Origin of the sequence: Caballeronia choica (assembly GCF_001544535.1) — a bacterium.
Taxonomy (GTDB): Bacteria; Pseudomonadota; Gammaproteobacteria; order Burkholderiales; family Burkholderiaceae; genus Caballeronia; species Caballeronia choica.
In genome coordinates, this window is record NZ_FCON02000037.1 from 1 (window position 1) to 25,420 (window position 25,420).

A 25,420-nucleotide genomic window follows, 5' to 3' on the forward strand; every position below is an offset into this window, starting at 1 on the left:
GCGCGCACGTCGCACCGCGACAGGGAGTGGAACAGCAGTCATTCATCCGTCTTGGCACTGCGTGCCCGACGACAGGTCTGCCAAGCGGTGAATTGAAGCATGCAGCAAGCACGAACATAGGATGTAGATATAGCGATGGGTTTCGGGTCTCGGTTTTGCCCGACGGGTGAGCGCGTTGCGCGAGGCTGGATGAATGACTGCTGGTCCACTCCGTATGGCGGTGCGATGCCCGTGCCTCTTCTACATGCCAACAACGAGGAAACCCCGCTAACGACACTCCCCCGGTTGGACCACTCCGACATAACGGGCTAGCGGCGCATGGCAAGGATTGGCGGTGGGAAGCTGCTTTCTTTGCTTACTTTCTTTGCAGCAGCAAAGAAAGTGAGTCCCGCCCCGGACAGGGGCAGAGCAAATAAACCACAAAGAAAACAAGTTCCACAGAAGCCCGAGCACATCAAACGGCGTAAACCCCACCCAACTTCCACCGAAGCCCGAGCACATCAAACGGCGTAAACCCCACCCAACCCGAGCGCCAGCGATGACCCCCTCCGATGTGCTGCAACGAGAAGACGAGCAGCGCCATCGCGGGCGCCTGAAGATCTTCTTCGGCGCGTCGGCGGGCGTCGGCAAGACGTATGCGATGCTGCAAGCCGCGCGCCGCCGCCACGACGAAGGCGACGACGTCGTGATCGGCACCGTTGAGACGCACGGCCGCAGCGAAACGGCAGCGCTACTCGCGGGCCTCGAAGTCCTGCCGCAAACGACCATCGAGTACCACAACCGCACGCTAAGCGAATTCGACCTCGACGCAGCGCTCGCGCGCCATCCGCAACTGATCCTCGTCGACGAACTCGCGCATTCGAACGCCCCCGGCGCGCGGCACCTGAAGCGCTGGCAGGACGTGCAAGAGTTCATCGACGCGGGCATCGACGTGTACACGACCGTCAACGTCCAGCATCTGGAAAGCCTCAACGACGTCATCGGTCAGATCACCGGCATCCGCGTATTCGAGACGCTCCCCGACCGCGTGCTCGATGGCGCCGACGAAGTGACGCTCGTCGACCTGCCGCCCGAGGAACTGCTCGAACGGCTGAGCCAGGGCAAGGTCTACATGCCGCAGCAGGCCGAGCACGCGGTGCGCAATTTCTTTCGCAAGGGCAACCTGATCGCGCTGCGCGAACTCGCGCTGAGACGCACGGCCGATCGCGTCGATGCGCAGATGCGCGAGTATCGCGCCGACCGTTCGATCGAGCGCATCTGGCAGGCGCGCGACCGGCTGCTGGTGTGCGTCGGCCCGGGCAGCGACGCGCCGGCGCTCGTCCGCGCGGCCGCGCGTCTTGCCACGAGTCTCAAGGCCGACTGGATCGCCGCGTACGTCGAGACGCCGCGTCTGCAAAAGCTCCCCGGCGCCCGTCGCGAACGCACGATGCAGGCGCTCAAGTTCGCCGCCGAACTCGGTGCGGAGACGGTGACGCTCGCGGGCGCGGACGCCGTCGCGACGCTGATCGGCTATGCGCAGGCGCGCAATGTGTCGACGCTGGTCGTGGGCGCTTCGTCACGGCGGGGCATGGCGCGGCTCCTGTTGCGGCCGTTCAGCGAACGACTCGCCGAGCGCGCCGGCGACCTCGATCTCACGCTGATCCGCGCCAGCGACGGCGCGCGCAGCGCGGGCGCCATGTCGCCGAATGTGCCCGATGCCGCCGCGCGCGCGTGGCGCGATGCGCTGTCCGCGGCGCGCGAGCAGCGCTCGCCGCCGCGTGCGTACGCCTATGCCGGCGCGATTTGCGCGGCGGTCACGATGGTCGCGAGCCTCGTGAGTGACCGCATCGATCTCGCCAATCTCGTGATGCTGTACTTGCTCGGCGTCGTGTTCACGGCGGTACGGCTCGGGCGCGGACCGGGCGTGATGCTGTCGTTCCTCTCCGTCGCGGCCTTCGATTTCTTCTTCGTGCCGCCGCGCATGTCGCTGTCGGTGGCGGATACGCAATACCTGCTGACGTTCGCCGGCATGCTGCTGACCTCGCTCGTGATCAGCCATCTCACGTCGAGCCTGCGGCGCGAGGCACGCATCGCCGAGAAGCGCGAGCGGCGCACGAGCGCGATGTACGCGATGGCCGGCGAACTGGGCGCGGCGCTCGCGACCGAGCAGATCGTCGGCATCGGCATGCGGCACGTGAGCGAAGTGTTCCGCGCGCAGGTCGCGATGCTCCTGCCCGACAGCGCCGATAAGGTGCGCCAGAAGCTCGACACGTTGGCCGACCGCGATTCGCAGGCGCCGCTGCTCGATGCGGGCGCGCTGGATCTCGACGTCGGCCAGTGGGTCTACGACCAGCAGAAGCCGGCCGGCCGCGGCACCGACACGCTGCCCGCCGCAGCCGCGCTCTACTTGCCGCTGAAGGCGCCGATGAGCACGCGCGGCGTGCTGGCCGTGCTCACGCGCGATCCCGCCGAACTCGACGTGCCCGAGCACAAGCGCATGCTCGACACCTTCGCCGCGCAGATCGCGCTCGCGCTGGAACGCGTGCATTACGTCGATATCGCCCGCGATGCGCTCGTCAGCATGGAGTCGGAGCGGCTGCGCAATGCGCTGCTGTCGGCGGTCTCGCACGACTTGCGCACGCCGCTCACGGCGATCGTCGGCTTCGCGTCGATGCTCGGCCGATCGAGCGGCGACACGCGTTCGCCCGCCAACGCCGAGCTGATCGAAGCGATCCACGACGAATCGCTGCGGATGGCGAGCATCGTCACCAACGTGCTCGACATGGCGCGCCTGCAGGCGGGCGGCTTGCGGCTGAACCGGCAATGGTCGCTGCTGGAGGAGACAGTCGGCGCGGCGCTCCGGGCGTGCCGGCGGACGCTCGGCGCGCGGGCCGTCGAGGTGCGCCTTCCCGCCGACTTGCCGCTCCTGCAACTCGACGCCGTGCTGATGGAGCGGCTCTTTTCGAACCTGCTGGAGAACGCCGCGAAATACACGCCCGCCGATTCGCGGCTCACGATCGGCGCGGAGCGTCTGGAAGCCGACGGCAAGCCTTTCGTGCGCGTCGATCTCGACGATACCGGTCCCGGACTGCCGCCCGGCATGGTCGACCGCGTGTTCGAGAAATTCACGCGCGGCGAGAAGGAGTCGGCGAAACCGGGCATCGGGCTCGGGCTCTCGATTTGCCGCGCGATCGTCGAGGCGCATGGCGGTACAATCGGCGCGGCCAACCGCGTGGACGAACACGGGCGCATCGAAGGCGCGCGCTTCTGGTTCACGCTGCCTGTCGATGCGCCGCCGCCCGCGCCGATCATCGAGGAAGACGAACGCGACACGGCGGCGCCTGAACCGCCGGCATCGAAAACCACGACATGAGTGAACCCACCGTTACCGTCGTCCTGATCGAAGACGAGAAGCAGATTCGACGCTTCGTGCGCGTGTCGCTGGAAGCGGAGGGCATTGCCGTGCACGAGGCGCCGACCGGCAAGCAGGGGCTCGTCGAAGCGGCGACGAGGAAGCCCGATCTCGTGATCGTCGATCTGGGCTTGCCGGACACCGACGGGATCGACGTGATTCGGGAGTTGCGAAGCTGGACCGAGTTGCCGGTGATCGTGCTGTCGGCGCGCACGCAGGAAGAGGAGAAGGTCGCCGCGCTCGATGCCGGTGCCGACGATTACCTGACGAAGCCCTTCGGCGTGTCGGAACTGATGGCGCGCATTCGCGCGCAACTGCGACGGCGCAATCAGGCGGCGGCGAGTGAGACGCCGCAGGTTTCTTTTGGGCCGGTCGTGGTGGATCTGGCGCTGCGGCAAGTGACGCGCGATGGCGCGCTCGTGCATCTGACGCCGATCGAATATCGACTGCTCGCGACGCTCGTGCGGCATGCCGGGCGGGTGCTCACGCACCGGCAATTGCTGCGCGAGGTGTGGGGGCCGTCGCATGTGGAAAGCCACCACTATTTGCGTATTTATATGGCGCATCTGCGGCAGAAACTGGAGCGCGATGCGGCGCAGCCCGAGCATATCGTGACGGAGACGGGCGTGGGGTATCGGCTGGTGGGGGCGGGTTAGGGCGCTGAAGTCATAGAAGCCGGAGCTTACGGCTCCTTTTGTTCCGATACCTTGATATACGGTTTTAGCTCTGGGTTAGTGATGGCTAGCAAGTTGAGCGTCGCACAGCCGAAACGGCGGGCGAACTCATCGTCGATCGTGTCGTTGTAGTCGGCTAGAGGAAGTTCCAGGGGGAACAAGCGTTGAGTGACCGCCAACACCTTCTGCACATCGATCGTGTATGACACCAGCGACTGGTTTTCTTCTGACCACATCACGACAACGCAGCGCCTTTCGGTATTAGCGGGCATTATTCGGGGCGCTTGATCGGTGCCCAGTCCATCGGCTCGGCCGTCGTGATTTGTAATTTTTCTCTTAGCCCAGGTTCACCCCCGGCGATCAACATGATGACGTACCCACCGATCTTGCGGGCGTCCTCGTCGGTAATTGCGTCATGCGAATCAAATGGCAAATCGACGCTTACGCGTTGCTGAATTACTGGCTCCAGCTTTGACAAGAAGGTGGCACATCCTTTGAGGACGCCAGTCTCGGCGTCGAAGTACACGATTACCGCTCTATCTTGTGGCTTCATTTTAGTCTCCGCGACCTTATCAGCCTTGCTGACTCCGCGCGACGCTATCTCTCTCATGTCATCTTAAGGCCTACGGCGTGGGCCTTATCAATCAAGATTCGAAAGGTGATTTCTTTCCGCCGGCTGTCAGGTCCATGAGATTTTGCCCCGCGCCATTCGTTATTCGTGCGAGCGCGCGCAGTTCGGGATATTGGGACACAAGCGACATTAGTACTGTCCCGCCGACACGATGCGCCAATTCGTCATCGAGCGGTGCGTCTGGGCCAACCGGGAACTGAAAGAAGGGACGCAACCGGCTTGCATTGATTGCATCTTCGGATAACCAAAACTGCTTGACCTGCTGGGTGTCCGGGTCGTAGCGCGTAATCAAATATTGCGTTTTCATCAATAGCCTCGGCAGGATTGGTAGTTGGAAAAGGCGTTCTGTCGACAAAGCGCGTAGGTGCGAGGATCGTTATACATTGCGCCGATAAAATTGCATTGCTCGAGTTCGAATTCGTATTCCGAAAGACACTCCGCTTCGTGCCCTTCGCTGACGCCGCGTGCTGCCATCTCCCTCACGTCGTCGGACACTGTGCTCTCGCCCAATTCGAACGGCTGTGCATCGCCAAGTGGCGTTCGGACGTCGACTTCGTCCGAGTCGCTGAATATGCTCAAGTCGGGCGTATTGCTGTCAGCGTCCGCATCAGCCTCTTGTCCCCAACGCGAAAGGTCCGGCAAACCATATTTGCTGATCCAGCCCGCGCGAGCGAACGTGGGCAGCATACCTAGAGGATCGATCAGAACCGCGGCGTGCATGAACTTCTGGTTGATGCTGTCGTTCATCGCCTCGATGTCGGACCACGGCGTTTCGTTCGCCTGCAGCTCCGCAATCTGAGCCAGATACCGTTCCTTTACGCTCGCGTAGCGTGGCGGATCGTAGTCTTCAACGCCCCAGAATGACGACGATGCGGGCTTCTTCGGCGGCCAGGCAATGCCGCCGCTGAGTATCGGCTTCTCGGGAATCACCACGACGCTGCCGCCGCGCACCATGTCCATCAGCGTCTGCACAACGGGTAGATCTCCGCCGCTCCTGGCAAGCCGATCGTGCCAGTGGAAATTCTCGCGGAGAAAAACGCGCACGCGCTTGACGAGTTCCGCATCCTTCGCCCATACATCGGCATAGGCCGACGCCGTGAATCTTTTGCCCGCTTCGACCGCTTCTTTTCGCTTCTCTTCGGGTTCGAACGTCATGTATCGCTCGCTGCTTCGATACAGCATATAGCGATGCCATGCGTCCGTTTTCAGTTCTGCCGCCATTGATGTTTCACCCCGATAAACGATGGCTTTGCGGATACAGAACGCTTGCAATCGGGATGACGATGGGCCTTGCGTTCGGTATCGGTTCAGACAATCAATGCCCGACGATACCGAACTTTCATCGGAAGAAATGTGAAGTTGTATGTTCCTTGGGTGCGATCGCGTCGAGACGGAATATCGCCTCTGCCGTTTTCGATGAGCGGTCTTGAAAGCGAAATAGGGCGTTCGTCGCGACTGTGGCAGGCCAGACGGAAGTGATAACAAGCCTGTCTGCGGGCGAGAAGGCCGGTGAACATTCGCTCCAGCCGACCCCCAAGTGCGTCCGACCGATTTCCACTCGACGTCCTCAGCAGATCGGCTCGGTACTCAAAACGCTGGTCAAAACCTCCTCGATCCCCCCATCCCCACCAACAAACCCGATCATCCGTTCCTTCAACCCGCGCTTCAAACTCTCCACCGCCAGGCGCGCCACGTCTTCCCGCGACACCGCCGGCGCATTCGCCACGCGTTCAGACGCCAGCGCGATCGTCCCGCGCGCGGGTTCATCCGAAAGCGGCCCCGGCCGCAGGATCACATACGGCACGCCGCGCCGCTGAACGTAGTCGTCGCTTTCGTGCTTCATTCTCGAATAGTGCCTGAGCGCGAGCGGAGTGGCATCGGGCCAATAAGCCGAGAGCGCGCTGATCACGACTAGCTGCTGCACGCGCCGGCGCTTCGCGTAATCGGCGGTGCGCTGCACGGCGTCGCGATCGATCAGGCGCTCCTCGTTCACCCCTTCCGATTCCGCCGACCCCGCGGCATAAATCACATGTGTGACATCGTCGAACGCGTGCGAGAAATCGTTCGTCAGGTCGCCGAGCACGATCTCCGCGCCGAGCGCGACGAACTCAGGCTTGTGCGCGGACTTGCGCAACAGCGCCCTGAACGGAATGCCTTCGCCTTGCAACTGCCGCGCGATATGGCGGCCGGTGCGGCCGTGTGCGCCGATCAGCAAAACTTTCATCGCTTTCATCAATCACGCTCCTCGGTCGAGAAAAATGGACTTCAACGTTAGGCGATTTTCGCGAATTCTGCCGCCGGCGGTTTGCGTCGCTTATTCGGTGACGCTGGCCGGCCGTGCTCCGCCACCCTTACGTGCCCGACGTGCCTCCGCCCGCACGCGGATGCGATCCATATAAAGATAGACCACCGGCGTCGTATAAAGCGTGAGCATCTGGCTCACGATCAGCCCGCCGACGATCGCGATGCCGAGCGGCGCGCGCATCTCCGAGCCTTCTCCCGAGCCGAACGCAAGCGGCAACGCGCCGAGCAACGCGGCCGCGGTCGTCATCATGATCGGCCGGAAGCGCAGCAGGCAGGCTTGCTCGATGGCCTCGCGCGAGGTCGTCGCGCCGTGCCGCGACGCCTCGATCGCGAAGTCGACCATCATGATCGCGTTCTTCTTCACGATGCCGATCAGCAGGATCACCGCGATCATCGCGATGATGCTGAACTCGGTCTTGAACAGCAGCAGCGCGAGCAGCGCGCCGACCCCGGCCGACGGCAGCGTCGAAAGAATCGTGATCGGGTGGATGTAGCTCTCGTACAGGATGCCGAGCACGATGTACACCGCCGCGAGCGCCGCGAGAATCAGGAGCGGCTGGTCGTTCATCGATTGCTGGAACGCCTGCGCCGTGCCCTGGAAACTGCCGTGGATCGTGCCGGGCACGCCGATCGTCGCCATCGTTTCGTAGATCGCGGCGGTCGCGTCCGACAGCGACTTGCCGGGCGGAAGGTTGAACGAGATCGTCGAGGCGACGAACTGGCTCTGGTGATTGACCGACAAGGGCGTGCTGCCCGGCCCGAACTTCGCGATGGCCGACAGCGGGATCATGGTCTCCTTCGCGGTGGAAACCGCCGCGCCCGACGACGATCCCGACTTGCCGCTCGCCGCGATCGCGTTGGTCGCGGAGTTGCGCACGGAGGCGAGCGAAAGCTGCGTCGCGGTGTCGGTGGCGGCACCCGCAGCCACGGCGGCCGCGGCGGACGAGTTCGACGTGGTGGTCGAATTGGTCGACGCCGCGCCGCTCGCGCTGCCGCCCGACGTGCTGATGTAGATCTGCTTGAGCATCTCCGGGTCCTGCCAGTACTTCGGCGCGAGTTCCATCACGACGTGATACTGCGAGAGTGCGTTGTAGATCGTCGATACCTGGCGCTGGCCGAACGCGTCGTAGAGCGTGTTGTCGATCTGCGCCGGCTTGATGTTGAAGCGCGCGGCCGTCGCGCGGTCGAACGTGACCATCGCTTCGAGGCCGCCCTGCTGCTGGTCGGAGTTCACGTCGGCGAGTTCGGGGCGCGACTGCAGCGCCTCGGTCAGCTTCGGCCCCCACTTGTAGAGATCGGCGGTGGAGTCCGAGAGCATCGTGAACTGGTACTGCGCATTCGATTGCCGGCCGCCCACGCGAATGTCCTGCACGGCCTGGAGGAACGTGCGCGCGCCCGCGACGTCGCCGAGCGGAGCGCGCAGGCGCTGGATCACGGTATCCGCCGACACCTTGCGCACGCTTTTCGGCTTCAGCGAGATGAACATGAAGCCCGAATTGGTCTGCCGCCCGCCGGTGAAACCCGCGACGCTGTCCACGGCCGGATCGGCCTGCACGATGCGCATCATCTCGGAGAACTTGCCCTTCATCGCCTGGAACGACGTGCTCTGGTCCGCCTGGATGCCGCCGACGATGCGCCCCGTGTCCTGCTGCGGGAAAAACCCCTTCGGCACGATGATGTACAGGTAGACGTTGAGGCCGATGGTCGCGAGCAGCACGAGGACGATCAGACGCGGATGCGCGAGCGCCCAGCCGAGGGTGCGCGCATAGCCGCGCTGCATCCGGTCGAACTGGCGTTCGAGCCAGCGCGCGATGCGTCCTTCTTCCGTCTTTTCGTGCGGCTCGCGCAAGAGGCGCGAGCACATCATCGGCGTGACGGTCAGCGAGACGACGAGCGACACGCCGATCGCAAGCGAAAGCGTCAGCGCGAACTCGCGGAAGAGCCGCCCGACGATGCCGCCCATCAGCAGGATCGGCAGGAACACGGCAACGAGCGACACGCTGATCGACAGCACCGTGAAGCCGACTTCCTTCGCGCCGAGAATCGCGGCCTTCATGCGCGGCACGCCGTTCTCGATGTGCCGTGAGATGTTTTCGAGCACGACGATCGCATCGTCGACGACAAAGCCTGTCGCGATGGTCAGCGCCATCAGCGAGAGGTTGTCGAGCGAGAAGCCGAGCAGGTACATTGCCGCGAACGTGCCGATGATCGAGATCGGCACGGCGACGCTCGGGATCAGCGTCGCGCGCCAGTTGCGCAGGAACAGGAACACGACCATCACGACGAGCGCCACCGCGATCATCAGCGTGAGTTCGGTGTCGTGCAGCGATGCGCGGATCGTGGTGGAACGGTCGGCGGTCGGCGTGATCTCGACGTCGGCGGGAAGGGCGGCCTGCAGTTGCGGCAGCATCGACTTCACGCGGTCGATGGTTTCGATGATGTTCGCGCCCGGCTGGCGATACAGGATCACGAGCACCGCGCGCTTGTTGTTGATCAGGCCGAGGTTGCGCAAGTCCTCGACCGAATCGACCACTTCGGCAACGTCCGAAAGCCGCACCGCCGAGCCGTTGCGGTACGCCACCACCAGATCGCGATACTGGTCGGCCTTGCTCGCCTGGTCGTTCGTGTAGAGCTGGAAGCGGTTGCCCTTGAATTCGATCGCGCCTTTCGGGCTGTTCGCGTTCGCGGAGGCGAGCGCCGCGCGCACGTCTTCCAGTCCGACGCCGTAGTGAAACAGCGCACCCGGTTCCAGTTCGACGCGCACGGCCGGATTCGCCGAACCGCTCACATCGACTTCGCCGACGCCCGGCACCGTCGAGAGCGTCTGCTGCAGCACGGTCGCGGCGGAATCGTAGAGCGAGCCGGCGGTGCGAGTCGGCGACGAGAGCGCGAGCACGAGGATCGGCGCGTCGGCGGGATTGACCTTGTGGTACGTCGGATTGCTTTTCAGGGCGGCCGGCAGGTCGGCGCGCGCCGCGTTGATCGCGGCCTGCACGTCGCGCGCGGCGCCGTCGATGTCGCGGTTCAGGCCGAATTGCAGCGTGATGCGGGTCGTGCCGACCGCGCTCTGCGACGTCATTTCGGTGACGTCGGCGATCGAGCCGAGGTGTCGTTCCAGCGGACTCGCGACGCTCGTCGCGACTGTCTCTGGGCTCGCGCCCGGAAGACTCGCCTGCACCGAGATGGTCGGGAAATCGACTTGCGGCAACGGCGCGACCGGCAGCTTCACGAACGCGAACATGCCGGCGAGCGCGACGCCGATGGCGAGCAGCGTCGTCGCGACCGGGCGGGCGATGAAGGGGCGCGAGAGGTTCATCGCGTTACTCCGCTTCGCTCACGGGACGCGGCGGCACGCCACGGTTGAAGCGGGCGCGCACGCGGCGGCCGAGCGAATCGAAGCCGAGATAGATCACCGGCGTCGTAAAGAGCGTGAGCAACTGCGAGACGATCAGTCCGCCGACGATCGCGATGCCAAGCGGATGGCGCAGTTCCGACCCCGCGCCCCAGCCGAGCATCAGCGGCAGGGCGCCGAGGAGCGCCGCCATCGTCGTCATCAGGATCGGGCGGAAGCGCAGGAGGCACGCCTGGAAGATCGCGTCGCGCGGCGACTTGCCTTCCTCGCGTTCGGCTTCGAGCGCGAAGTCGATCATCATGATCGCGTTCTTCTTCACGATACCGATCAAGAGCACGATGCCGATGATCCCGATGATGTCGAGATCGTGCCCGGTGATCATCAGCGAGAGCAGCGCACCGACGCCCGCCGACGGCAGCGTCGAGAGAATCGTGATCGGATGGATGAAGCTCTCGTACAGCACGCCGAGCACGATGTACATCGTGACGATCGCGGCGAGGATCAGGAACAGTTCGTTCGAGAGCGACGCCTGGAACGCGAGCGCCGCGCCCTGGAAGCGGATCTGGAACGATGCGGGCAGGCCGATGTCCTGCTTCGCCTGGTCGATCGCCTTCACCGCCGCGCCCAGCGACGCGCCCGGCGCGAGGTTGAACGAGACGGTCGTCGCGGGGAACTGGCCCAGGTGCGTGACGAGCAAGGGGGCCGCGCGTTCGTGGAACTTGGCGATCGAGGAAAGCGGCACCTGTCCGTTCGACGCGGTGGAAGAGGGCAGGTAGATGCCGTTCAGCGTTTCGCTGTAGTGCGCCTCGGTCGGCTCGGCTTCGAGGATCACGCGATACTGGTTCGACTGCGTGAAGATGGTGGAGATGATGCGCTGGCCGAAGGCGTCGTAGAGCGCGTTGTCCACGGTCGCAGGCGTGATGCCGAAACGCGCGGCAGTCGACCGGTCGATCTCCACGTACACCGATTGCCCGCTCTCCTGAAGGTCGGTCGCGACGTCGGCGAGTTCGGGCGCATGCTGCAGGCGGTCGATCAGCTTCGGCACCCACTCCGCGAATTCCGCCGCGTTCGGGTCGGTCAGCATGAACTGGTATTGCGTGGGACTGACGGTCGAATCGATCGTCAGGTCCTGCACCGGCTGCATGTAGAGCTTGATGCCCGGAATGTCCGCGACTTCGTTCTGCAAGGTGCGGATCACGTCGCTCGACGTGTTGCTGCGGTCGTCGCGCGGCTTCAGGTTGATCAGCATGCGGCCGCTGTTCAGCGTGATGTTCGTGCCGTCGACGCCGATGAATGACGTCAGGCTCTCGACATCGGGATTCTTCAGGATCTGCGCGGCGAGCGCCTGCTGCTGCGCGGCCACAGCCTGATAGGACGCGGCTTGCGGCGCCTGCGTGATCGCCTGGATCACGCCCGTGTCCTGCGTCGGGAAGAAGCCCTTCGGAATCACGACGTAGAGCACGGCGGTGAAAACCAGCGTGAGCAGCGCGACGAAGAGCGTCGCGTACTGGCGGTCGAGCACCCAGGTCAGCGCGACGGCATAGCGCCCGATCACGTAGTCGATGAACTGGTGCGCGCGCGCCTCGAAGCGCTTGCTTTCCTTCGGCGGCGTGTGGCGCAGAAGCTTGGCGCACAGCATCGGCACGAGCGTGAGCGACACCACCGCCGAAATCACGATCGTCACGGCGAGCGTGATCGCGAATTCATGGAACAGGCGCCCGACGACATCGCCCATGAACAGCAGCGGAATCAGCACGGCGATCAGCGACACCGTCAGCGAGATGATCGTGAAGCCGATCTGCTTCGAGCCTTTCAGCGCGGCTTCGAGCGGCGGGTCGCCGTCCTCCACGTAGCGCGCGATGTTCTCGATCATGACGATGGCGTCATCGACGACGAAGCCTGTCGCGATGGTCAGCGCCATCAGCGAGAGGTTGTCGAGCGAGAAGCCGCAGAGATACATCACGGCAAGTGTGCCGACGAGCGAGAGCGGCACCGACAAGCTCGGAATCAGCGTCGCCCAGACGTTCGCGAGGAACAGGTAGATCACGAGCACGACCAGCACGACCGAGAGCGCCAGTTCGAACTGCACGTCGCGCACGGAGGCGCGGATCGTGGTGGTGCGGTCGGTGACGACGCGCACGTCGAGCGCGGCGGGCAGCGACGACTGCAGGCCCGGCAACAGCTTCTTGATGCCGTCGACGACCTGGATCACGTTCGCGCCCGGCTGGCGCTGCACGTTCAGGATGATCGCGGGCGTCGAATCGACCCACGCGCCGAGCTTCGTATTCTCCGGCCCTTCGACGATCGTCGCGACATCGGTCAGCATCACCGGCCGGCCGTTCTTGTACGCGATGACGGCGCTCTGATACGCGTTCGCGTCGGTCAACTGGTCGTTGGCGTTGATCGTGTAGGAACGGGTCGGGCCGTCGAAATTGCCCTTCGGCGTGTTGACGTTGAGGTTCGAGATGGTGGTGCGCAGGTCGTCGATGTTGAGACCGTACGACGCGAGCGCGCGCGTGTTCGCCTGCACGCGCACGGCCGGGCGATTGCCGCCGCTCACCGAGACGAGGCCGACGCCCGCCACTTGCGAGATTTTCTGCGCGAGCCGCGTGTCGGCGAGATCCTGGACCTGCGTCATCGGCAGCGTCTTCGAACTGATCGCGAGCGTGATGATCGGCGCGTCGGCGGGGTTCACTTTTGCGTAGATCGGCGGCGCGGGCAGGTCGGACGGCAGCAGGTTGCCCGCCGCATTGATCGCGGCCTGCACTTCCTGCTCGGCGATGTCGAGCGGCAAATCGAGGCTGAACTGGAGCGTGATGACCGAGGCGCCCGCCGAACTCTGCGACGACATCTGGTTCAGGCTCGCCATCTGCCCGAACTGCTTTTCGAGCGGCGCGGTGACGGACGACGTCATCACATCGGGCGACGCGCCCGGATAAAAGGTCTGGACCTGGATGGTCGGGTAGTCGACGGCGGGCAGGGCCGAGAGCGGCAGGAAGCGCAGCGCGACGAGCCCGACCAGCATGATCGCCGCCATCAGGAGCGCCGTGCCGACCGGGCGCAGGATAAAAAGACGGGATGGGTTCATGCTTTACTTGCTCGCGCCGTTCATTGCTGCGGCTGCTGTCGGTGGCGTCCGCCATGATGCGCGCCGGATGCGCCCGAAGCAGCGCCGGCCGCGGAAGCGCCTGACGCGCCGGATGCCCCTTTGGGCTTGTCGGCCGGAATCGTGATCTTCGCGCCTTCCTTCAGGCGATCCGAGCCGTCGATCACCACGCGCTCGCCCACTTGCAGGCCCGTCTTGATGCTGGTGCGCTCGCCATCGACCGGTCCGATCTTCACGTTGCGCACGGTCACGGTGTTATCCGGTTTCACCACGTAGACGAACGCACCCGACGAGCCGTTCAGCACCGCGGAGGTCGGCACGATCGTCGCGTCCTTGATCACGTCGACGAGCAGCTTCGTGTTCACGAACTGGTTCGGGAACAGCATGGTCTCCTTGTTCGCGAACGTCGCGCGCAACTTGACGGTGCCGGTCGTGGTGTCGATCTGGTTGTCGACCGTTTCGAGGTAGCCGGCTTCGAGGGCCGTTGTGTTGGCGCGGTCGTACGCGGTCACCGACATCTTCGTGCCGGCGCGCATCGGCTTCAGGATCGCGGTGAGGTTGTCCTCGGAGGTCGTGAAGATCACGCTGATCGGCTGCAACTGCGTAATCACGACGACGCCGTTCGTATCGCCCGTGGTGACGTAGTTGCCCGGATCGACCTGCCGCAAGCCGACGCGCCCCGACACCGGCGCCGTGATGCGCGCGTAGGTCAGGTCGAGCCGGAAGGTATCGACGTTCGCCTGGTCCGATTTCACCGCGCCTTCATATTGCTTGACGAGCGACGCTTGCGTATCGACCTGCTGTTTCGCGATCGAATCCTGCGAGAGCAGCGTCTGGTAGCGCTGCAAGTCGAGCCGCGCGGTTTGCAGCAGCGCCTGGTCCTTCGCGAGCGTGCCCTGGGCATTGCGCAGCGAGATTTCATAAGGACGCGGGTCGATCTGCGCGAGCAGGTCGCCCTTCTTGACCATCTGCCCTTCCTGGAACGCGACGTCCATCAGCGTGCCGTTCAGTTGCGTCTTGACCGTGACGTTCGCGAGCGGCGTCACCGTGCCGAGCGAGTTGATCACGACGGGCATTTCGCCCTGCTTGACGGTCGCGACATGCACCGGTTGCGGCTGATTGGCAAGCCCCGCGCCGCCACGGCGCCCGCCCGCCGACGATCCCGCCTGCTGCGCCTTCGCCGGGTCGTTGCGGCTCCACGGATGCCACCACAGCAGCGCGCCGGCGATGATCAGGAGCGCGACGACGAGCCATCCGAAGCGGCGACGCCGCGCGGGAACGGGAGAGCTGGCGGAGGGCGGAGAGTCGGTCTTGTACGGCGGCGTGGGAGTTTTTGTGTGGTCGTCCATCGTTCGGTGGCTTGCGTGTTTCGGTGACTGTCGTTCGGTGCGCGGAGTTCGGAGCGGATGGCGGCGCGCCCGCTCCTGGATGCGGACGCCAGCGAGCGCGCGAGGTGTTCCAGGATGCATGGCGACTAATCCCGGGCGAGCCGGGGCGGTCCCTCTGGAAAGCTTTGAAAGCAACCGGTCCGCGCGAAGCATGATGCTACGTCCCGCGCTTCGTATGAGTCCAGCTAACTTTCTTTCGGATGATTACGAGTGTTACATCGTGGCTTCTTCACAGCGAGGCTTCATTCGGCGAGGCGCGCGGAAGGCGTGCCGCCGATCTCGTTGACGATTCTCGCGATGCAATCGAGCAGCGCGGGCGCCACGCTCTGGATCAGCGTCTCGCGCGGGCACTGGTGCGCGGCGCCGCCGCAATTCACGGCATAGCGCTGCCCCGACGGCCCGACGAACCCCGCCGCGACAGCGTTCAGCCCGTGATGCCATTCGCCGGTCGAGATCGCGAAGCCGAGCTGACGGACGTCATCGAGGCCGTTCTGCAATCCGCCGATGATGCTCGGCCAGTCGTCGCCGGATGCGGTCTGCACGCTCGCGATCAGCGTCTGTCGCTCCGTGGGCGGCAGCACTGCAAGATACGCACGCCCGACCGCCGTCCGGCACAGGTCGATCCGCCCGCCCACTTCCAGCCGTGACACAAGCACGGCGGAACGCGGACGAATCGCATCGATGACGACCATTTCCAGCCGGTCGCGCACCGCGAGATGCACGCTCAGGCCCGTCAGTTCCGCGAGTTCGATGAGAAAGGGCCGGGCGCGGGCGCGAATGTCGAAGTTGCGCAAGAAACCGTTGGAGAGCTCCAGCACCGACGCGGTCAGCACGAAGCGCTCGCTGTCCGGCAGGCGGAAGAGCAGGCCCGCGCCGACGAGCGTCGCAGTGATGCGCGATACCGTCGGTTTGGGAATGCCGGTCCATTCGGTCAATTCGCGGTTGCTCACCGGCGCGTCCGCGGCGGCGATCCGGCGCAACACGTCGAGTCCTCGGGCAAGCGCCGTGACTTCCTCGCCGTCCTTTTCCTTGCCCTTTTCCCGGCCGGCCGGTCGATTTTCGCTCTTGTTCATTGTATTTTTTAAAACGTCGTTTCGTTTCTCTGTTTCAACCTTGGATCGTACGCGAACTCTTCATTCAACTTTGCAGTGCATGCAAGCCTTGGGCAAAAAGGTGTAGATCCATGACACTTTTCCGTTCTCGGGCTTTGAAGGAAGAGCGTTGGGCAGATGCCCATGGCACGAAATTTTGCTTGACTTAAGCAGCGTTACCGGAAAAAATGGAACCCGATTTCGAAACCACGAAAGTGCGCCAGATGATGAGCGAACCGTGGAACATCGGATACAGGCTCTCAGGTTCTAGCACGGCCCTCGGAATGGCTAGAACTTTTAAGGCGCTGCGGCATCGCAGCGCCTTTTTTTTCGCCGGTTGTTCATGCGGCAAGTTTTGCTTGTGCTGTGAGACGCGGGCTCGCGCGAGACGATGTCGTCGTCATCGCTGGATTCGATGTGCGGGGAAATATTGTCTTAAGCACATTCTATCAAGAGGCTGACTGCGGCCACCGTGATCGTCGTGGCGCTGGGAACAGCGGGCGGGAGTAGCAGGGAACCAGCTTTGACGTGCACGAAAGGAGATTTCGTGATGCGGAGAAGCGTACGCAGCGCTGCTGCGACGGGCAGACGAGACCGGCGGCGTCACTTCAGTGAGCGAAGCCGGAATAGAGGCGCGCAGTCTGACCGACGAATGCGCCCGAAACAACTTTTTGGCTTAACGCCGTACGGCGAACATCCGCAGCGGCTTCATCAAGCGCTTGCCGCGCACGGCCCAATAAACGCTTGCAAGGATGAGCACGATCGCGGCGCCGAACACCAGCATCGGCGAGATGCGTTCGGGTGCGGGATGGCTCGTCGCCACCATCATTGCCGCCGCCAACGCGATGCCCGCCTGCATGTACGAGCGGCGCGCACGACTGCGGCGCGCCGAAAAGCGCATGGACCGGGAGACGGGCGCCCGCGTGAAGGGCTCGAACAGGATCATTGCGGCGACGAGGGCGACCACGAGATTCATGAGGCTCATAACGACACTTCTGGACAGGGCGGGAAAGTCCGCGACTATACGAAGTGCGTCAAGGGCCGATAACTGGAGATGTCTGAAAAACGTCACCGAATCGAAGAATTTCGTGGTCCGGGTGCCGCGCGGCGTCGAGCCAACGACCGCGGCACCCGCACGACACTCAAGACGACTCACAGAAATCGCTCAACCGAACGACGAAAAGCCATTCAAAGTTCGATCCGCGTGCCAAGCAGCGCCACGAATTGCTTCAGCCAGTCGGGATGCGCGGGCCAGGCCGGCGCGGTGACGAAATTGCCGTCGGTGATCGCGGCATCGACGGCGATGTCCGCGTATTCGCCGCCCGCAAGCCGCACTTCTGGCGCGCAAGCCGGATAGGCCGAGATGCGCCGTCCCTCGATCACGCCCGCCGCCGCCAGCAGTTGCGCTCCATGGCAGACGGCCGCGATCGGCTTCTTCGCTTCGGCGAAGTGGCGCACCACCTCGATCACGCGGGCGTTCAGCCGCAGGTATTCCGGCGCCCGGCCGCCCGCGATGGCGAGCGCGTCGTACTTGGACGGATCGATTTCATCGAACGTTGCGTTCAGTGCGAACAGGTGGCCGGGCTTTTCGGTGTAGGTCTGGTCGCCCTCGAAATCGTGGATCGCGGTCTTGATCCGCTCGCCGCTTTTCTTGCCCGGGCAGACCGCATCGACCGTGTGGCCGAGCATCTGCAGCGCCTGGAAGGGCACCATCGTTTCATAGTCCTCGGCGAAATCGCCGGTGAGGAAGAGAATCTTCTTTGCAGCCATCGATAACCTCCGGGAGTGATGAATCCGGCAGTGCCGGACGAGTCGAGCCGTCGATCAGTCTACACTCGCGGCCTTGACAGTTTCACGTCGGGGCGATGCCGTGGCTGCCGTGCCGCGCCCTCTTCGCGCGACGGCGTATGATTGGCGCGTTTTTGCGAATAGCGGAATGTCCGCTGGCGGCCTGGTCCGCCGGGACGAACCGGTTTGAACCGTGCGGCGGTGTTGCGCACGCTTAATGTGGATGGGCTTGATGATGCAAACGAATTCCTTGAAACGAATCGCGATTGTCCTCGCGGCGCTGGCCGTGCTCGCGGCCTGCGAAAAACATGACGCCACCGCCGGACAGGCCGCGGGCGCACTGAACAATCTCGCGAGCCAGACGAACCAGAAGTTCGATCAGGCGGCGAGCTACGTCGGCCAGCACGTCGATGCGGCGAAACAGGCGGCGCAGCAGAATCTCGATGCGGCCGGATCGATGCCGAGCATTTCGGCGAGCGGCGTCGCCGAGACGGCGCGGGCGAATCTCGAAGGCGCTGCCAGCGCGACCAATGCCGCGATGGCGAACGCGGCGAGCACGACGGGCGCCGGACTCGAAGTCGCGGGCAAGAGACTTCAGGACTGGGCGGCCAAGGACGGCACGACGACCCAGGGCGCGAGCGCCGGAGCCGCGACCGATTCGAGCGGCGCGCGCACCGAGATGGACAAATAGCGTTCAAAAATCGGTGGTGTGCGGCGTGTTTCGGAAACCGTCAGACGAAAGACGCCTAACCGCCGGCTAACATTCCGTTACGTCCGTTCGGCGCGTCGATCGGACCGAGCAGCTAAACTGGCGGTCTTTCGGATGTCCCGGACCGCTATGAATTCAAGTACTTGCGTGATCGCCGGCGCACTGGCGATCGTCGCGATCCTTTCGATGGCGTCGTTTGCGCGTGTGCGTCGAACGGTTTCCGGCACGCGTCGCGCTGTTCTTCGTGCGGCGCTCCTGCTGTGCGCCACTTTGCTTTGCGCGGGTCTCGCGCCGGCCGCCAGCGCCGCCGGTCCGGCGCTCGCGCTGCCGACGTTCCAGGAATTGCTGACCCCGCCGGCGCCGCCGGCATCGGCTCCGGCCGCCGCGTCCGCGCCCGCCGACGACGCCGACATGGTGCGCTCGCTCGACAACATCATTTCCACGCTCGACAGCGACAAGCAGCGCACTGCACTCGTCGCCCAGCTCAAGAAGCTGCGCGACGCCAAGCGCGAAGCCGACTCGGCGCAGGCCGCAAGCGGCACGGCAACCGGCGCCAGCAGCGCCGCGGGCGCGAGCGCGCCAGCCGTGGCGATGACCGGCGCGACGCAAGCGGCCGCATCGTCGGTAGTCGCGACGATCGCGCAGAACGCGGGTCTGCTGGGCGCCATCGCGTCGGCGCTGACGAACATCGAGGCCGACATCAAGCGCGGCAAGACACCATTCGCCTACTGGGGCGGGCGCTTCAACGCCGCGGGCAACGAACTCTTCACCATTGTCACGAGCCACAGCCGCGAGTCGTTCGGCCGCACGCTCGTCAACTTCTTCGCCACCTTCGCGGGCTGGGGCGTGTGCGCGTACCTGCTCGTCTACCTGCAGCGCCGCCTGCACGTGCGCTACGGCATCGCGGCGGGGCTGCATCCGAATCCGACCACGCGCGAGCTGATCATCTTCGCGTTGCGCCGCGTGGCGCCGTATCTCATCGCATTCATCGCCGCGCTCACATTTGTGCGCGTCATGCCGCAGTCGCTTGGACGCACGCTCGCGATGGTCATCGCCTACGCAATCGTCGCGGGCGCGGTGTTTTCGTCGATCTGCCTGATCATGTTCTCGCTGTTCGGCTCGGCGCACCGGCGCGTGGCCGTTCATATCCTGATCACGCACGCGCGGCGGCTGCTGTTCCTGATCGGCACGCTTGGCGCGCTCGGCGACGCCGCCGCGAACTACGACGTCGCCCAGCAACTCGGGACGAACCTGTCAGGGCTGATTTCGACGGTCGCGAACATGGGCGCGGCCGTGCTCACCGGGTACTTCGCGCTTGCGTTCCAGCGGCCGGTCGCGCACCTGATCAGAAGCCGCTCGTACGAGCAGCGGCACAACCGGCGCGCCGCGACGGAAACGTTCGAGATCGTCGCGTCGCTCTGGCAGTTGCCGATGCTGCTGCTCGCGGGCGCCTCGGTGGTCGCGACGCTCGCCGGCATCGGCACGTCCGAGAACGTGCTGCAAATGGCGATCGCGACCGCCGGGCTGCTCGTCGTCGCGTTCTTCCTCTCCGCGGTCGTCATCCGCATGACGCGCGCGCAGCCACACAGGCTGCGCCGCCAGTCGCCGTACGTGCGCCGGCTCGTGAAATTCGTCGGCACACTGTTCGTGCTCGCCATCTGGATCGCTTTCTTCGAGGTGTCGTCGCGCTTCTGGGGCTTCTCGCTCGCGAAACTCGCCGAGGAGAGCGTGGCGGCGCGCGGCATCACGCACGCGGTGAGCGCGATCATCCTGACGTTCTTCATTGTGTGGCTGATCTGGATCGTCATCGACACCGCGATCCAGGAAGCGCTCAACCCGAACGTTGCGCGCGGCAAGTCGCGCGGGCCGAGCATGCGCGCGCGCACGATGCTCCCGCTCGTGCGCAACGTCGTGTTCGTCGGGCTGTTGATGATCGCCGGCATCGTCACGGCCGCGAATCTCGGGCTGAACGTGACGCCGCTCCTTGCCGGCGCCGGCGTGATCGGACTGGCGGTCGGTTTCGGCGCGCAATCGCTCGTCGCCGATTTGATCACCGGGCTTTTCATCATCATCGAGGACACGATTTCAGTCGGCGATTCGATTGAAGTCGATGGCGGTCATGCGGGCATCGTCGAAAGCCTGACGATCCGCACCGTGCGCCTGCGCGACGGGCAGGGCGCGATCCACGCGATTCCGTTCTCGCAGATCAAGATCGTGAAGAACCTGTCGCGCGATTTCGCCTACGCGGTGTTCGAGGTGCGCGTGCCGTTCTCGGCGGACGTCGACAAGGTCACGCAGATGATCCGCGAAGTCGGCGCCGAACTGATGGCCGATTTCCGCTACCGGCGCGAGATGCTCGGGCCGATCGAGGTCTGGGGACTCGACCGGTTCGATCCGAACTGGATGGTCGTGAAAGGCCAGATCAAGACGCGGCCGTTGCAGCAATGGAGCGTCGCGCGGGCGTTCAACCTGCGGATCAAGCGCAAGATGGACGAGATCGGCATGGACGTGCCCGTGCCGCAGATGCAGGTGCAGATGTCGCGCGAGAAGACGGCGTTTGCGGAGCCGCAGTCGGAAGAGAACGAATTCGATGTCCTGCATGAGATGCAGGCGGCGCGCGCGAGCGAGGCCGAGCCGGCCGAGGAGCCCGCGCCCGAGCCTTTGTCTCCGGTCGTGAAAAGCGGGATGGCGAAGGCGCGCGACGTGTCGCACGAGCCGAGGCCGGCGCCGCCGCCGACGGATCAGTCAGTCCAGGTCCCGCCGCAAATTCCGACCGCGACCGAGCCTGGCAAGGGCTAGATCGTTCGGCCGCTTATTTGTCCGCTCGTTCGGCCGCTCAGACCGTGACCAGATCGTTGACGTGCGTTGCGATCTGCGTGGCCGCGACGCCGTAGACGTGCAGCGAAACCGCGCGCCGGCCCGAGCCCGGCGCGTTGCCCAACTGATGAATCGCGCCGCGCCCGGCGCCGACGAACGAAACCGAGCCCGATTCGCGCGCGTGAGTGCGCGTTTCGATTGCGCGGTTCGTGATCGGGTCCCAGCGAAAGAGGGTTTCCGCGAGCGTGCCCTCGATCACCGCGTAGGCGCACCAGGTCTGGTGCCCGTGGACCGGGCTCGCCTGACCCGGCTCCCAGACCAGTGCGGCAACGGCGTAACGGCCGTCGGGATCGGCGGCGAGCAGATGTCGCCGATAGGTCCCGGCGCCGCTCTCGCATTGTTCCGGCGACAGGAACCCGCACTCCTTGGAAGCCGCAAGAAGCGCCGCGCGCACCCGGCGCGGGAAATCGGCGGGCGTGGCGAGGGCGGCGTCGAGTTCGCCGGTCAGGCGCGCCAAGGCGTCCGCGTGACCAAGTGGCGCGTTCTGGCAAAGAGCGGGAAGGGGATCGCGGATCATGATTTCGGCGCGTTTTTTCGTTTTGACTGGGAAGCCCATTTATACCGGTTTGCATCCGGAAATAGTTTCCATATAATTCCGTACAAACACCCAAAAGTAGAATAATTTCCTATAAGGGGCGCAGTGTGGGAATGGACCTCATCGACCGCAAGCTGCTGGAACTACTGCAGACCGACGTCACGATGCCGATCGCGGAACTGGCGCAGCGCGTCAACCTTTCGCAGACGCCGTGCTGGAAGCGCGTGCAACGCCTGAAAGAGACCGGCGTGATTCGCGCGCAGGTGGCGCTGTGCGATCCGCGCAAGCTGGGCGTCGGCACGACGGTGTTCGTCGCGGTGCGCACGAACCAGCACACGCAGAGCTGGGCGGAGGATTTCACGCGCGCGGTGCGCGATATTCCGGAAGTGGTCGAGGTGTACCGGATGAGCGGGGAGACGGATTACCTGCTGCGCGTGGTGGTGTCGGATATCGACGATTACGACCGCGTCTATAAGGAATTGATCCGCGCCGTGCCGCTTTATGACGTGAGTTCGAGCTTCGCGATGGAACAGATCAAGTACTCGACTGCGTTGCCGGTGAGGCCGCCGCTTGGGGATTTGGGGCGGTAGGGCGGTTAAGGGGCCTTGTAGACCCGTGCAGTCGATACTTCAATGCCGCGGCCGTCCGTCTCGCACGCCCCCTGCAACCCTTCTGAAATCCCTCACAGGTAACATGGCGCCTTTATTCTCCGCGCCACGCCCGAGCCTCTCTCCATGTCCGAAGACCGCAGCAGGAAAAGCCCCCGCAAAAAGAATCCGACGTTCGCGATCAGCGTGTTCATCGTCGTGGTCGTGCTGATGGTGATCGGGACGCTTTTCTTCAACGCGATCCGCGAAAAGCGCGAGTTCGAGCGGGAGAACGCTCAGCCGTCGGCGGCGAGCGACGTGAGGCCTGCCGTGCCGGCCATCGGCGCGTCGCAATAACCAGCCGGCGAGCGCCGCTCACGCGGGCAGCCGGATCACGCTCGCGTCCTTGCGGATCAGGACCGACGCGCCGAGCATCTGCTTGCACTGGTGCGCGAGCAGCTTCAGGTCATGGATCGCGTCGCTCGGCATCGCCTCGGTGCGCTCGGCGGCGACCACCATCGAGTCGAGTTCGCGCCGAAGCTGCTTGATCTGTTCGCCCTGGTCGTCGGGTGCGGCGACGCCGCCTTGCGCCTGGGTGAGGCTGTCGCGGATCACGGCCAGCACGCGCTGCACCGGCTCGATCGCCTGACCCTCGACATTCGCGAGCGACTGCAACAGCGGCGCGGCCGCCGTGATCTGCGACGCGAGCACGTGCGACTGCACCAGCAGGTCGTTGAGCTCGGCGACGAACTTCTGGTGCGCCTTCGGTTCCAGCATCATCCGCTGGAACGCCTGTCCGAGATTGGCGAACGCGATGTGCACATTCTTGCGCGCGAGGCGGTAGCGGTAGTCGCGATCGAGCGCCGTCGCGGCGACCGTAGCGGCGGCCGACGCGCCCGCGCCCGTCGCCGCAGCCGTGCTTTCGCCGACGGCCACCGACGACAGCTTCGCCGCCGTCGCGTTGGCGGTCTTAACTGCGGGCGCTGGCTCGGTGATCGAGGTTTCGCTGGCGGTCTGAGGCGGGGCCGCGACGGCGACATCGCCCGATTCCGCGTCGTGCGAGGCCACGACAGCCGCGCTGGCGTTGTTGTCCGCGAAGACCGCGGCTTCGGCCTTCGGTTCGGCGAAAGCTTCAGCTTCGGCCTTCACCCCATTCACCCCGCGCTCCCCCTCACTCCCCCGCGCGACAGAATCCGCTTTCACCGGCGCCTTCGTCTTCGGATTCCACCACCAGCTTGCTTCGAGATAATGGCGCGTCGCCGCGATCATGTCGTTGACGAGCTTCCCCATCAACCGATATTCCCAGTAAGGAAACAGGTGGCTCGCGGCGATCGCGATCGCGCAACCGACGACCGTGTCGATCGCCCGCTCGCCGATGAGCCTCAGGCTCCCGGGCGCGAGCAGATGGAACATCAACAGCACGTACGACGACGTGAACACGACGCTCGCCGTGTAGTTGAAGAGCAGGAGGCTGTAACTCATCACCATCGAAGCGAACATCACGACCAGGAGCAGGCTCGGCTCCTTGACGAGCAGGATGAGCGCGACGCTCGCCGCGCAGCCGATCGCCGTGCCGATGATCCGCTGCGTGTTGCGCTGCTTGGTGAGCGAATACCCGGGCTTCAGGATGATGACGGTCGTCATCACGATCCAGTACGCGTTGGTGAGCGGCAGGAGCCGCCCGAGCCAGAACCCGGCGCCGACCGCGATCGTCACGCGCAGCGCATGCCGGAAGCTTGGCGAAGCCATCGTCAGGTTCGAGAAGATCTGCATAAGCGGCACGCGCCGGCTCGAGATGAACCGCGAGATCGAATGGTCGATGCGCATCTCGGTTTCGGTCACGTCGGTGTCGCTGCGCGTGTGGCGGCGCATCCTGTCGATGAGGCGCGTCCCGCTCCACAGGCGCCGGAACACGGCGGCCACCGCGGCGTAGGCTTCAGGGTTCTTGTCCGGCAGCCCGTGCTTGCGCATCAGTTCCAGTTCGTATTCGATCGCGCGCAGTTCCGCCTTCACGCTGATCTTCGAGCGCGCGGGCTCGTTCTGCAGCACTGCGAGACCGATCTCTTCGAGGTCGGTGGCGGCCTTGCGCATCAGGTCGCGGTAGAAAATCAGGAGGTCCGAGCCGCCGAAGGTGCTGCGCACGAGCGGGTAATCGGTATGCGCGCCGACGAAGAACTCGTGCAGATCGACCACGTTGATGAACAGGTTGAAAAGCCTCGCGCGGCGCGGCTGGAGCTTGCCCTTTTTCAGTTTCGGCAGGTTGCGCAGCACGATGTCCCGCGCGGCGTCCTGGCGCTCGACCGCCGCGATCTGCTTTTCGATCAGCTTGCGATAGCACTCGTCGAGATCGGCTTCGGGATCGTAGAAATCCGCGCGCGCCATCAGGTACTCGGCGCAACTGAAGATGCTTTCGGCGAGCGCCTGCTGTTCGATGCGGTAGACCAGCCAGTGGCTGATCAGCGTTGCCCAGTACGTGTACCAGAGGCCGCCCAGCAGGATCCACGACGCGTTGACGAGCGCCTGCATCGGCGTGAAATGCTCTTCCAGCGTGACGATCATCATGAAGAGCGTCGCGAAGCTGATCTGCGGCCAGCGGTTGCCGTACACCACGATCAGCGACAGCACGAACGTAAGCGGCACGACGGTGAGCCAGAGCGTGAGCACGTGCGCCGTGGCGATGCCGGTCAAGAGCGCGGCGAAGGTGCCGATCACCGTGCACGCCAGCATCTCGTTGTGCTTGTACTTGAGCGGGCCGGGCATGTCGACGACGCACGCGCCGAGCGCGCCCGTCGCGATCGTGAAGCCGAGATCGCGGTTATGGAAAACGATCAGCATCAGGACGGCGGGAAGCGAAACGCCGAACGCGATGCGCAAGCCGCCGAAAAAGTACTGGCTGTAGATGAATTTTCTGATTTCGATCGAGTAAGGCATCGACTTCCTGATTTGCCGCTTGATTGTGCGTTGTGTGTTGTGTGACTTGCACGACG

19 protein-coding genes are annotated in these 25,420 nt (G+C 64.5%); 6 read left to right on the plus strand and 13 right to left on the minus strand.

The features are described from left to right. The first annotated feature begins 538 nt into the window (after positions 1–538). Both AWB68_RS17870 and kdpE read left to right on the plus strand, forming a co-directional pair. Positions 539–3,352, plus strand: a complete 2,814-nt coding sequence (locus AWB68_RS17870) for a DUF4118 domain-containing protein (protein ID WP_087645683.1) — start codon at positions 539–541, stop codon at positions 3,350–3,352. After that, positions 3,349–4,047, plus strand: coding sequence for a two-component system response regulator KdpE (gene kdpE / locus AWB68_RS17875; RefSeq protein ID WP_087645684.1), 699 nt, complete (start codon positions 3,349–3,351; stop codon positions 4,045–4,047). Before AWB68_RS17870 ends, kdpE begins: the two co-directional genes overlap by 4 nt. Positions 4,048–4,073: 26 nt before the next feature. On the opposite strand, the gene AWB68_RS17880 is transcribed toward kdpE, so the two are convergent. The 11 genes from AWB68_RS17880 to AWB68_RS17930 all read right to left on the minus strand — a co-directional run bounded on the left by AWB68_RS17880 (position 4,074) and on the right by AWB68_RS17930 (position 17,707). Beyond that, positions 4,074–4,337, minus strand: coding sequence for a hypothetical protein (locus AWB68_RS17880; protein WP_087645685.1), 264 nt, complete (start codon positions 4,335–4,337; stop codon positions 4,074–4,076). Then, positions 4,337–4,618 carry a hypothetical protein gene (locus tag AWB68_RS17885; RefSeq protein WP_125482960.1) on the minus strand — a complete coding sequence of 94 codons (282 nt, stop codon included), beginning with the start codon at positions 4,616–4,618 and terminating at the stop codon, positions 4,337–4,339. Before AWB68_RS17885 ends, AWB68_RS17880 begins: the two co-directional genes overlap by 1 nt. Before the next feature lie 91 nt (positions 4,619–4,709). Further along, positions 4,710–5,003, minus strand: a complete 294-nt coding sequence (locus AWB68_RS17890; protein WP_087645687.1) for a hypothetical protein — start codon at positions 5,001–5,003, stop codon at positions 4,710–4,712. After that, on the minus strand, positions 5,003–5,851 hold the full coding sequence (locus tag AWB68_RS17895) for a hypothetical protein (RefSeq protein ID WP_125482961.1): 849 nt from the start codon (positions 5,849–5,851) through the stop codon (positions 5,003–5,005). Before AWB68_RS17895 ends, AWB68_RS17890 begins: the two co-directional genes overlap by 1 nt. Positions 5,852–6,263: 412 nt before the next feature. Further along, a complete protein-coding gene (locus tag AWB68_RS17900) occupies positions 6,264–6,929 on the minus strand; it encodes an SDR family oxidoreductase (RefSeq protein ID WP_087645689.1) in 666 nt (221 codons plus the stop codon). A gap of 81 nt (positions 6,930–7,010) precedes the next feature. Then, a complete protein-coding gene (locus AWB68_RS17905; protein WP_087645690.1) occupies positions 7,011–10,316 on the minus strand; it encodes an efflux RND transporter permease subunit in 3,306 nt (1,101 codons plus the stop codon). A 4-nt stretch (positions 10,317–10,320) separates the two neighbouring features. Then, entirely contained in the window at positions 10,321–13,440 is a 3,120-nt protein-coding gene (locus AWB68_RS17910) for an MdtB/MuxB family multidrug efflux RND transporter permease subunit (protein ID WP_087645691.1), read from the minus strand. 20 nt (positions 13,441–13,460) lie between these two features. Beyond that, on the minus strand, positions 13,461–14,807 hold the full coding sequence (locus tag AWB68_RS17915; protein ID WP_087645692.1) for an MdtA/MuxA family multidrug efflux RND transporter periplasmic adaptor subunit: 1,347 nt from the start codon (positions 14,805–14,807) through the stop codon (positions 13,461–13,463). Between the two features lie 281 nt (positions 14,808–15,088). Then, positions 15,089–15,919 (minus strand): IclR family transcriptional regulator, encoded by an 831-nt coding sequence (locus AWB68_RS17920; RefSeq protein WP_087645693.1) that lies wholly within the window; start codon positions 15,917–15,919, stop codon positions 15,089–15,091. Between the two features lie 694 nt (positions 15,920–16,613). Further along, positions 16,614–16,922 (minus strand): hypothetical protein, encoded by a 309-nt coding sequence (locus AWB68_RS17925; protein WP_087645694.1) that lies wholly within the window; start codon positions 16,920–16,922, stop codon positions 16,614–16,616. A gap of 203 nt (positions 16,923–17,125) precedes the next feature. After that, the gene (locus AWB68_RS17930) at positions 17,126–17,707 is read right to left on the minus strand and encodes a DJ-1/PfpI family protein (RefSeq protein ID WP_087645695.1); all 582 of its coding nucleotides are present in this window, start codon (positions 17,705–17,707) and stop codon (positions 17,126–17,128) included. Between the two features lie 253 nt (positions 17,708–17,960). Between AWB68_RS17930 and AWB68_RS17935 the strand changes: the two genes are divergently transcribed. Together AWB68_RS17935 and AWB68_RS17940 are read left to right on the plus strand one after the other, a co-directional pair. Further along, entirely contained in the window at positions 17,961–18,416 is a 456-nt protein-coding gene (locus tag AWB68_RS17935; protein WP_087645726.1) for a BCAL1086 family glycoprotein, read from the plus strand. 147 nt (positions 18,417–18,563) lie between these two features. Continuing rightward, complete coding sequence (locus AWB68_RS17940; RefSeq protein ID WP_235028395.1) at positions 18,564–21,233, plus strand: mechanosensitive ion channel family protein; 2,670 nt, start codon at positions 18,564–18,566, stop codon at positions 21,231–21,233. A 37-nt stretch (positions 21,234–21,270) separates the two neighbouring features. On the opposite strand, the gene AWB68_RS17945 is transcribed toward AWB68_RS17940, so the two are convergent. Further along, positions 21,271–21,828, minus strand: coding sequence for a cysteine dioxygenase family protein (locus AWB68_RS17945; RefSeq protein WP_087645727.1), 558 nt, complete (start codon positions 21,826–21,828; stop codon positions 21,271–21,273). A gap of 131 nt (positions 21,829–21,959) precedes the next feature. Between AWB68_RS17945 and AWB68_RS17950 the strand changes: the two genes are divergently transcribed. Together AWB68_RS17950 and AWB68_RS17955 are read left to right on the plus strand one after the other, a co-directional pair. After that, entirely contained in the window at positions 21,960–22,436 is a 477-nt protein-coding gene (locus AWB68_RS17950) for an Lrp/AsnC family transcriptional regulator (protein WP_087645697.1), read from the plus strand. A gap of 144 nt (positions 22,437–22,580) precedes the next feature. Continuing rightward, positions 22,581–22,790, plus strand: a complete 210-nt coding sequence (locus tag AWB68_RS17955; protein WP_087645698.1) for a hypothetical protein — start codon at positions 22,581–22,583, stop codon at positions 22,788–22,790. Between the two features lie 18 nt (positions 22,791–22,808). Here the strand turns inward: AWB68_RS17955 and AWB68_RS17960 are convergent, their stop codons facing one another. After that, complete coding sequence (locus AWB68_RS17960; protein WP_087645699.1) at positions 22,809–25,364, minus strand: FUSC family protein; 2,556 nt, start codon at positions 25,362–25,364, stop codon at positions 22,809–22,811. Between the last annotated feature and the right edge of the window lie 56 nt (positions 25,365–25,420).